This is a genomic window from Pseudomonas edaphica (genome assembly GCF_005863185.1).
Classification (GTDB): domain Bacteria; phylum Pseudomonadota; class Gammaproteobacteria; order Pseudomonadales; family Pseudomonadaceae; genus Aquipseudomonas; species Aquipseudomonas edaphica.
In genome coordinates this window covers 1-9,821 of record NZ_VBVZ01000202.1, presented here as the reverse complement: position 1 = coordinate 9,821, position 9,821 = coordinate 1, and the positions used below count along the sequence as shown (strand labels likewise).

Annotated in this window: 10 protein-coding genes and 1 tRNA gene; 2 read left to right on the top strand and 9 right to left on the bottom strand. The window is 53.6% G+C overall.

The window, feature by feature from the left end:
- Positions 1-357 precede the first annotated feature (357 nt).
- The 5 genes from FEM54_RS15170 to pvdQ form a co-directional block, all read right to left on the bottom strand.
- Positions 358-876: a histidine phosphatase family protein gene (locus tag FEM54_RS15170; RefSeq protein WP_276614575.1), complete on the bottom strand. Its 519-nt coding sequence runs from the start codon at positions 874-876 to the stop codon at positions 358-360.
- Between the two features lie 19 nt (positions 877-895).
- Positions 896-1,786 carry a nucleotidyltransferase domain-containing protein gene (locus FEM54_RS15165; RefSeq protein WP_205894409.1) on the bottom strand — a complete coding sequence of 297 codons (891 nt, stop codon included), beginning with the start codon at positions 1,784-1,786 and terminating at the stop codon, positions 896-898.
- 94 nt (positions 1,787-1,880) lie between these two features.
- A complete protein-coding gene (locus tag FEM54_RS15160) occupies positions 1,881-2,942 on the bottom strand; it encodes an HD domain-containing protein (RefSeq protein WP_171045846.1) in 1,062 nt (353 codons plus the stop codon).
- Positions 2,943-3,333: 391 nt separating this feature from the next.
- Positions 3,334-3,407, bottom strand: a tRNA-Cys gene (locus FEM54_RS15155).
- A gap of 212 nt (positions 3,408-3,619) precedes the next feature.
- Positions 3,620-5,899 carry a bifunctional acylase PvdQ gene (gene pvdQ, locus FEM54_RS15150; protein ID WP_138451694.1) on the bottom strand — a complete coding sequence of 760 codons (2,280 nt, stop codon included), beginning with the start codon at positions 5,897-5,899 and terminating at the stop codon, positions 3,620-3,622.
- A gap of 239 nt (positions 5,900-6,138) precedes the next feature.
- Here pvdQ and FEM54_RS15145 point away from each other — a divergent pair, with 239 nt between their 5' ends.
- The gene (locus tag FEM54_RS15145; RefSeq protein WP_099549681.1) at positions 6,139-6,516 is read left to right on the top strand and encodes a fe2+ zn2+ uptake regulation protein; all 378 of its coding nucleotides are present in this window, start codon (positions 6,139-6,141) and stop codon (positions 6,514-6,516) included.
- 27 nt (positions 6,517-6,543) lie between these two features.
- Here the strand turns inward: FEM54_RS15145 and FEM54_RS15140 are convergent, their stop codons facing one another.
- The gene (locus FEM54_RS15140; RefSeq protein WP_017138898.1) at positions 6,544-6,738 is read right to left on the bottom strand and encodes a hypothetical protein; all 195 of its coding nucleotides are present in this window, start codon (positions 6,736-6,738) and stop codon (positions 6,544-6,546) included.
- Between the two features lie 172 nt (positions 6,739-6,910).
- On the opposite strand from FEM54_RS15140, the gene FEM54_RS34045 reads away from it, so the two are divergent.
- Positions 6,911-7,054 carry a hypothetical protein gene (locus FEM54_RS34045; RefSeq protein WP_169986206.1) on the top strand — a complete coding sequence of 48 codons (144 nt, stop codon included), beginning with the start codon at positions 6,911-6,913 and terminating at the stop codon, positions 7,052-7,054.
- 47 nt (positions 7,055-7,101) lie between these two features.
- On the opposite strand, the gene FEM54_RS15135 is transcribed toward FEM54_RS34045, so the two are convergent.
- Genes FEM54_RS15135 through FEM54_RS15125 form a run of 3 tightly spaced genes read right to left on the bottom strand, consistent with a single transcriptional unit; the run spans position 7,102 to position 9,819 of the window.
- Entirely contained in the window at positions 7,102-7,863 is a 762-nt protein-coding gene (locus FEM54_RS15135; RefSeq protein WP_138451692.1) for an ABC transporter permease, read from the bottom strand.
- Entirely contained in the window at positions 7,860-9,059 is a 1,200-nt protein-coding gene (locus FEM54_RS15130) for an ABC transporter substrate-binding protein (RefSeq protein ID WP_138451690.1), read from the bottom strand. Before FEM54_RS15130 ends, FEM54_RS15135 begins: the two co-directional genes overlap by 4 nt.
- On the bottom strand, positions 9,046-9,819 hold the full coding sequence (locus FEM54_RS15125) for an ABC transporter ATP-binding protein (protein WP_138451688.1): 774 nt from the start codon (positions 9,817-9,819) through the stop codon (positions 9,046-9,048). Before FEM54_RS15125 ends, FEM54_RS15130 begins: the two co-directional genes overlap by 14 nt.
- Between the last annotated feature and the right edge of the window lie 2 nt (positions 9,820-9,821).

Here is a 9,821-nt window from a genome sequence, read left to right as displayed (position 1 = left end):
ATTTGGTCTTGTGTTCGCAACTATCACAGTAGAACAAGGGCGGTAAATTTTCACTTTTCTTTAGATTTATCAGCTAGTTAGCTGTAGAGAAAGTGTAATTTTTGTGAAACCAAATTAAATCACTCTAAAACTATAAAAAAGCTACAATCATAGTTAAACCAACTTAGAAAATGATGAGCACCTTCGCACAGTAGGCGCAGAATTTCAGCTTATAAAGCCTACCAGTGTATAGCTTAGACAACAAAAAATAGACCTACTTCTATTAAGGAGAGATGAAGGCACCCGCAAAAAAAAGAGCCAAGTAGTAAAAGCCAAATCTTATAAAGAAATCTACCAAGTTGAGAGACTGAATTAAACTTATCGTTCCTCCTCAGTTACCGAGCGCCTTAGTTCCACCACTTGGCAATTAGCAATACTATCAACACTAGGGATTGGTGAAAAATTTAACTTCTCAACTAAATATCGAAAAACGGCTGAATGCGAAACAATTAACACCAAGCCAACGCCATCTAAAGCACTCATACTTTCCATTAATCGAACTCGAAAGTTACTTTCACTTTCAACACCGAGGCAGCTATCAAGATCTTTTTTGCTCTCAGCAGTCTTGAGACGTCCTTCTAGGACTCCAAATCCTCGCTCCTGCAACCCTGGTAAAATTAACAGTTCAGGCGAAACAGATTGTCTCGACGCAATTATCATCGCAGTTTCATGAGCGCGACATAGAGGACTGGTATAAATCTTATCAATGCTAAAATTGCATAGTTCGATTGCAACATTTAATGCTTGTGTACGCCCCTGCTCGTTGAGAGGAGCGTCAATACTTCCCATCCACAAACCATGAAGATTATAATCCGTCTCCCCATGGCGAACATACAAAATCAAAAAAATGACCCTTTTAAAATATCAAAGCATTATGGATTGGATGAGGTATCTGAGTTTCTTCTGGGTATTGCACTTTCAACCACTTATCGAGAACCAAGGAAAACTCTTTACTCTTTTCTCGCATTTTTAGAAAAAGATCACACTCTGCTCGATTGGTTTTTGTAACCAACTCCAACACACTCCTATTTTTAGGACACTCTATTGTCTGCAAAAACTCTTGATATATTTCAATAATTTCATTCGTATGTGGATTATCGACACCTATATCTTGAACTCGCTCTAAGACAGTTTTGTCCAAAATCTCCGCTAACTTTTCATTTTTTGTCGTCTGGCCTTCAAAGGCAGTTTCCGCCACAGAAATCACGCCACCAAAATATAATAACTTTCTTGAAAATCTGAGCTTGACGTTACGCAACCCCCAGGACTTGTTGCTTTCGGTAACTTTAAACTCAAAATCAGTAGTAATAGTTCGATAATACCGAATTATATCATTTAAAAGAAAGCGAGAAATTTGCCTATCTGGATCACCAACTTTAACGTACTTATTCAAAAGCTCGGTTCTGTAGGCTTTAAATCGACTTTCGCCATATAGCCACTTGCCTTCAAGTAAAAATAGCATTCTTCTGGTCAAAAGATCGTTAAAATCTTTATCTCCACCTAAATTTTGTAACATTTCATTGAAGCTCACCACAACACCCGAACCAAACGTCCCCGTATCCCCGGGTGCTTTTTTTATATATTTTTCGACTATAGTTCTTATAGATCTTTTTTCTGCACATACACAATCTTCAGCGCCTTCAGAATCAAAAAACACAAAAAGATCAAGATCTGATTCCTCCGATGCTTCCCCCCTCCCATAAGAACCGGTTGTAACAATAGTCAGTCTTTCCTTAACCGGGCTCATTTCGAGCACCTTATCTAGTTCAGACCGTAACGACCCTAAAATCTCAGTAGAATATCTGTATGCTTTATCAACAGCCAAAAACTTAGAAAACCTATCAATGCTCATGTATAAATCCATTTAAATTTATTATTTGCTGAGTGTTAGTGCTTTCTGTTTCCCGCACAATAACTTTTACTTTTTGCTCTTTTTTACAACCATAGCGACTACTATCATGTCGTTCTCGCACGATAAAATACTTTCTATGCACAAAGGGCACTGGCTCATTCAAAAAGCAATTTGGAATGGTTTTATGCTTCAAAATCTTATTAAGATTTAAAAATAACGCCTTATGTGTTTGCTGCCAGCTTTTTTCGCTTTTATATAAATCCTCTTCGACTAAAGGCACTGGAGAATCAATAAAAAAAGCCTCACTCGTCCTATCTGAAACGAGTCCTATTTCATCATTAATTAGGCCTGAATACACCCGCTCCTTCATTACCCAAAAAGCATCTAAAATATTATGATCTTTTACTGAGGATTCTATAAATGAAGCATGTGCAAAAATCAATGTTGAATGAATCGAAGAAAACCCAGTAAAGTAAGCATGCGAGCGTGTTATACCATCGATAGTATCGATATTTATTGGACTATTAAAAAGATCCGCACCATCTTCTTTGACACCCTTCATATTCAGAAGCGCGTGGATAAAATCTAAGTCGCAGTACCTCTTAAGAATTAAGCTAAGGTCTTTTCCAAGACTTTGTTTTCCATCAATTATCTGCTCGCCTGCCTCATGATGCCCATAGCCTATTCTCTGCTTAATTAATGGCTCAGCACTGTGAGACAACGGCGCGTGCCCTATATCATGCAAAAGTGCTGCTATCACAAGCTGCCGTTTTAAATCCGATGAGTAATTCCGCTTTTCAGCCACGTAGGCCGCAAGTGCTGCTACATGAAGCGAATGCTCTGCGCGACTTCGACTTTGCTTGGGTATCTTCTCAACACCGGGATATGTGTAATCCAGGGCACCAAGAAAAGATATATCTTGCAACCTTTTAAATGCTTTAGACTGAATAACCAACGAAGCGACATCGTCACTCACTACCTTATTAATCCAATAGTGAATAGTATCTGGATCGTCTATAGCATCCGGCCACATAGCAAAACTATCAGACATGTTATATTTCATTCTTTGATAGTCGAAGCAAGCGATGAAGATCGATCATAATTCGCCTCGAATCTATATTTCTTTTGAGCATAAACCATGATCCCTCACCTAGCATTCGCTACCACGGCCCCTAAATCACGTTGAACGACTTAGCTTCCAGTATAGCGGGTTATTTTTGCACAGATCACCATTGTGAATGAAGCGCTTGTAAAAAATACTTAGTGTATGTCTGGAAAGCAGGCAAATCCCCACACATCAGCAGCCGCCCCCCCCCTCCAGCTCGGGGCGAGCAGCAATGCTCAATCACGCCTACGTCTGCCAGAGAGGCGGCCGCAGATCCCGCTCGAAATCGCAGACAATAAAAAACCCCGCAGACGTTAATCTACGGGGTTTCCAAGAGTGGAGGCCGAGGTCGGAATCGAACCGGCGTAGGCGGATTTGCAATCCGCTGCATAACCATTTTGCTACTCGGCCTCAAACGATCAACGTCCTGACTGCTGACATTCACCGCATAAAAACTTGAGTGGGCTGTAAAACCCTGCCTCTACTCTAACTCATTGAATGCATTGAAGTTTTAAATGCTTCGTTGCGTTCGATGGGCGCCATTATGTACGTATTTGCTTTTACCTGCAACCCCTTGATTTCAAAAATATTTCGTATAGCCATCAAGGGGTTGCGGGCCTGCCCTACTCCTGGATGCGCTGCTGCTGATAGTGCGGGTCGGCCTTGATCTGGGCTTCGGTGAAGGGCAGCGCGCGCAGCTTTTTCTCGGAGAAGGCTTGGGTCTGGTCCTTGGCGTGTTTGGATGCGGGGTTGCTGGATTCGGAGAAGGCCAGCACGCCCAGTGCCTGGGGGCCTTTGTCGTCGAAGGTGACGATTTGCAGGTAGCTGGTGCCGCTGACGACTTCGCGTTTGCCGTCGGCGCGGGGCACGGTTTGCATGGCGTTGTAGATGCCCAGCTGTTGCGGGCCGCCGTGCATGGGGGTTTGGCCGCTGACCTGGATGTCGCCCCAGCGCGTGGCCTTGAGTTTACTGACCTCTTCACTGGAGGCCAGCATGGCTTCGCGCAGGGCTTTGACCACGTCCTCGCGGTCGATGGCCAGGCCACGGGGTGTGGTCAACGGCTGCGCCGGGTCGAAGGCAACGCGCCAGGCGTCGGGGATTTGTTGCAGGTGTTCGACCAGGTTAATGAAATGCACCAGGCCGATGCCGCTGTCGAGGTTGGCGTGTTGGTCCCAGGCTTTCAGGCTGGTACACAACGGTTGCAGCGCGGCGGCGTCAGTGCCCAGATGTTTGGCGCAATATTCGAGCAGGTCTGGCATGACTTGTCCGGCGAGATACACCTCGTTGTCCATGACCATGTTTTGCAGGTCGGCCACGCTGATCGGTTGCCTCTCCAGGGATTGCAGGCGCTGCACGGCGAAGCGTGCGCGCGGGCCGAGGCCGATGTGGTCCTGGCTTATCACCGGGGAGAAGCCGGTGAGTGGCGACTTGGGGTTGGCCAGCCACGCCGAGTCGTTGGAGTGTTGCACGTAGTCGGTGCGTTGCAGTTGCGGCAACTGGTCGGCAGCGAAGATGCCAGGTTGCGCTGCACGCGGGTCAACGTCCCAGGCGCAGGCGCTGTGGGCGCCGTCGAGCATGATCATTTGCAGGCCGGCGCGAGGGTCGCTGCATTGCGCCAGTTTGGCTGCGCTGACGTTGGGCACCACCGACAGGTTCATGTACAGGCTCTGGCCCTGGTCGTCGGCGGCCACGGTATTGACCCACGGTATGCCTTGCAGGGTGTGCACCGAGGTTTGCAGTTCTTTAAGGCTGGTGGCGCGGTTCATCGCGTACCACTGTTGCAGCACGCGGTCGTTACCCAGGTTGGCGTCGCGCAGGCTGAAGGCGTAGTGGCTGTCCCAGTCGAGCTTGCCGGGCCATTGCACCACGGGGCCGAATTGCGAACTGTAGACCGTATGAGTGACCTCTTTGAGGCTGCCATCGGGTTGTTTGACTTGGACCTTCACCACACGATGCTCCATAGCGATGGATTTCCCATCCAGCAGATAACGCGTGGAATCCTTGGGATCGAGGGTCAGTCGATACAGCGTGAAATGCTTGGACGTGTCCACCGTGTGGGTCCAGGCCACGTGCTGGTTAAAGCCGATATTGATCACCGGCAAACCCGGCAGTGCTGCGCCCATCACGTCCAGTTGGCCCGGGATGGTCAGGTGCATCTCATAAAAACGCATGCCACCGACCCACGGAAAATGCGGGTTGGCCAGCAGCATGCCACGGCCATTAAATGAACGATCACGGCCCACGGCCACGGCGTTGCTGCCACGGTCGAGGCTGAAGCGTTGTTGATTGGCTGCTGCCAGTTCAAAGGCCTTCAAGCTCGACGGCACAGCGGCAGTCGCGTTAGGCGGCGTGGCGCCGACCAGGGCTTCGGCGAATTGGCCGACACCGCCTTCCACCAGCAGCCTGCGGGTCAGCTTGACCAGGTCGTCCACGACCAACGGGCGCACCCAGGTGGCGTGGCACTGGGTCGGTGCGCCCTGCTCTTTCAGATAACGGTTGTAGCCGGCGACATAGCCTTCGATGCGCTGCTGCATCTGTGGGGTTTGCGCCTTCCAGAATGCGGCAACCGCCTGGGGCGTATTCAGCCAGTTGAAAAACACATCACTGGCCAGGTTGTTGCGCTCTTCGAGGGCCGCCTGGTCCGGGCCGAAAAACCGCGCACGCTCGCCGTTCACCGTGACCACTTCATTGGCCAGCAGGCACAGGTTGTCTTGCGCATACGCGTAACCAATACCGTAACCCAAGCCACGCTCATCATTGGCGCGGATGTGCGGCACGCCGAAGGTGGTGCGGCGAATATCGGCTGAAGCCTGTGTCACCTGTTCACGCGCTGAAGCATTCAGGCTCAGCCCCAGCAACAGCCCTGCCACGCACGCCTTGGACAACCGGTTGGAAATAATCACGCAAGCTCCACAGTCAATTTGGACACCCTTACAAGGGGCAACGACCCCACCGTAAGAACGCAGGCAACCGGGAATAATTTAGCCGCAGCGGGTGTTTTTTAAGGGCGGTCGACGTGTGACAAAGCGGATACCGACAAAATTTCTACATCCAGGACTTCATGATTTCGCTCGCTCGTTCGTCTTATTCAAATAAGAGCGCCATCATTTTCCTGATCAGGCTCTGATAAGGAGTTTTTTGCATGTACAACCCGCAACCGCCCATGGATGGACATTCACCGGCTGCCGACGCCAATTACGGCGGCGGCGCACAAGCGTTCGGCAAAGCGCCGGAGCACGGCAACCAGCGTATCCGCCATTTGCTCAAGTGCTTCGGTTTGCGCACCAGCCTAATCCGGCTGAAGGTCATTGACGCCCTCCTCACTGCTGCCGACAACCAGCGCACATTGGGCGTGCGCGGCGTGCACAGCCATTTGCTGGAACTGGGCATTCCGTTGTCGTTTCTCAGTGTGCGCGAGGTGCTGAAGCGCCTGTGCAGCGAGGGCGTGATCACCCTCAATGCCGATAAAAGCTACAGCCTCCATGCAGAGGCTGCCAAAGTGCTCGACAGTCGCGCCTGACGCTTTCGCCCGGCGCTCCAGCAGGCATCAGAAGTGAGGCTTGACCTTGCGACGCATGATGCCGTTGATCACCACTACCACGACGGCAATCGCAATCGCCAGGTACTGGAACGTTTTTTCGCTGATCACGCCGGTGTTTTGCAGATAAGACAGGCCAAACATCGACGCCAGTACTGTCAGGGCGATCAGAATCGAATATTTCAAACGTTGCTTTTGGGTCATGACGGGTTCCTGAAGCTTAAGAATGTATCCACTTTGTATCGCCGAGCATGCCAAGCACATACCCGGTTACGGGGATGGCACCGGTTCGGCAGGGTCATATGTTACAGGCGCTGAGAAATTTTGGCTTGTTCCGCGCCTGATTGAACCTGTCGGTACTTTAGAGGATTTGAAAATGCTCCGTCGAATCACACTGTTGATTCCATTGCTGATCATGTTGACCATGAGCGGCTGCTTCTTTTTCCCACGTGGCGGCGGTGGCGGCTGGCACGACCACGACCATCGCTACGATGGCGGCCGTGGCTACGAGCACCGCTGACACCACGCGCGTCTCGCTTTGCAGTGAGCAAAGCGAGACGCCTGCAGTCAGCCTGCGTGCACCCAACGTTGATATAGCCAGCGCGCAAAGGCATCCAGCGCAAACCCCAGCAAGCCGATCACCACCACCATCGCCATCAACTCCGAATACGCCAGGCGGTCACGCGTGTCGAGGATGTAATACCCCAGCCCCGCGCTCACCCCGAGCATCTCGCACGGCACCAGCACGATCCACAAAATGCCAATGGCCAGGCGCACGCCGGTCAACACATGCCCGACTACGCCGGGAATGATCACCCGTCGCAGGGTTTCCCAGCGCGTGGTGCTCAGGCTTTTACTCAGTTGCAACCAACGCGGGTCCAACTGGCGTACGCCAGCGGCGGTGTTGAGCATGATCGGCCACACCGCCGCAAACGCCAGCAGGAAGTAAATCGGCTGGTCACCCACGCCCATCAACATCACCACAATGGGCATCCAGGACAGTGGCGAGATCATCCGCAGAAACTGGAACGCCGGTGTGGTGGCGGCCTCCAGGTTGCGCGAACTGCCCACCAGCAGCCCCAACGGCACACCGACCAACAAGGCCAGAAACAGCCCAACGAATATGCGCTTCAGGCTCACCGCGATGTGCAGGTACAGCTCGCTGCGCCCGAGCAATTCCCACAAGCTGCTTGCCGTTGCCGCCAGGGAAAAGCGCGCCGACAAGCCATCGGCGTCGCCAAACACTTTCACGCCCAACCACCACAGCAACAGCAAGCCGGCCAAACCACTCAGCCCCAGCCACCAGCCAGGGATTCTGCCGTTGTTCAAACGCCGATCTCCTCGTGCCGTTCGTAACCGTCGGGCAAGCCGAAGGTTTTCATGCCGCCCACGGACTCGATGGCATTGCGCACGAAGCGGTCGTCCACCAGGTCCTTGGCCACGAACGTTGGGTCCAGGTCAGCGAGGAATTTCTTGTCGCCTTCGATCAAAGTGTCCTTCAAGCGCCGTACCAATTCCTCGGTGTAGCTGGGAAATGGGTACGGCTGGAAGTCGATGCGATGCTCGTCCCAGTTGGCATGCTGGATCGCGCCGTCAGCCAGGTACGCGGCACGGTCGGCGGCGGCCGGGGCCAGCACCTTGCTCAACACCGGCTCGGCGTGCGGTGTATAGCGGTTCGGGCCGTCCTTGGACAGCAGCTTCACCGCCTCTTCGCGGTTATCACGGGTCCACACCTGCGCCTTGACGATGGCATTGACCACCTTCTGCGACCACTCCGGGCGGTTGGTCAGGTCATGCTCGTGCATGAACACCACGCAGCAGGCGTGGTTGCGCCACACATCGCCGGTAAAGCGCTGCACGCGGCCGACCTTGAGGTTTTCCGCCAGGGCGTTGAACGGCTCGGCGACGATGTAGCCGTCAATGCGTTTACTCGCCAATGCCGGCGGCATATCCGAAGGCGGCAACACGATCAGGTTGACCTCATTGGCCGCAATCGCAGCCCCGGCGGCACGCGCTACTGGCGTGAGGCCGTTGTCGCGGAACAGTTGCTGCACCACTACGTTGTGGATCGAGTACCAGAACGGAATCGCCACCGACTTGCCGCCCAATTGCTTCACCTCGGTAATGCCCGGCGAAACCGTCAGGCCCGAACCGCCGACATGGTTCCAGGCCACGACTTTGGCCGGCACCTTGCTGCCGTAGCGCGCCCATACCGTCATCGGCGACAGCAAGTGAATCACGTTGACCTGCCCGGAAATAAACGCCTCGATCACCTGCGCCCAACTGCGCAACAGCACCGGGCGCTCGGCCTTGATGCCTTCGGCCTCGAACAAACCATTGTTATGCGCCACCAGCAAGGGCGTGGCGTCGGTGATCGGCAAATAGCCGATGCGTACAGGCGCGTCCGGCTCGCTGGCGGCGCGGGCTTGCAGGCTGCTGAGCAGCGGCAAGGCACCGGCGGCACTGAGCACCGCCGAGAGTTTGAGAAAGTCACGGCGCGAGTGCGTAAGGTCATCCAGACACATGTGAAAACTCCTGTTGATCAATGAGGTTGGGTTGAGGGCGGCTCGCCTGCCGTAAGGTTTTCAGAATCTCGATACGCAACGCGCCGATGGCTTCAACCTGCTCTTCGCGCGGTTGCGGCAAATCGATGCGCCATTCGCCCAAGGTCCGCGCCGGGCGGTTGCCCAGTAGCAGGATGCGGTCGGATAGCAGCAGCGCTTCGTCGATGTCGTGGGTGATCAATACCGCCGCCGAACCCTGCTCGCGATTGACCTTGAGCAGCAGGCGCTGCATGTCGGCGCGGGTGACTTCATCCAGCGCGCCGAACGGCTCATCCAGCAGCAACACCTGCGGCTGGCGGGCGAGGCAACGGGCCAACGCGGTGCGCTGGGCCATGCCGCCGGACAACTGCGCTGGAAACTGCTGGCGCGCATGTTCCAGGCCGACCGCCGCAATGGCGTGGTCGACGCGCTGGCGGCGCTGCTCAAGGCTCAAGTGCGGCTGACGGGCGAAATCCAGGCCAAAGGCGACGTTCTTTTCCAGGTTCAGCCAGGGCAACAGGCTGGGGTCTTGAAACGCCACTGCCACCCGTGGATGCGGCCCGGCCAGCGGCTCGCCCAGCACCTGCACGCTACCGCCCTGCGGCGCCTGCAAACCGGCCAGCACGCGCAGCAGGCTGGATTTACCCACGCCGCTGGGGCCGAGGATCGACACCACTTCGCCCGGCTGCAGCTGCAAATCAAACCCTTGCAACACCGGCCCGCTGGCATAGCCCAGGCAAATAC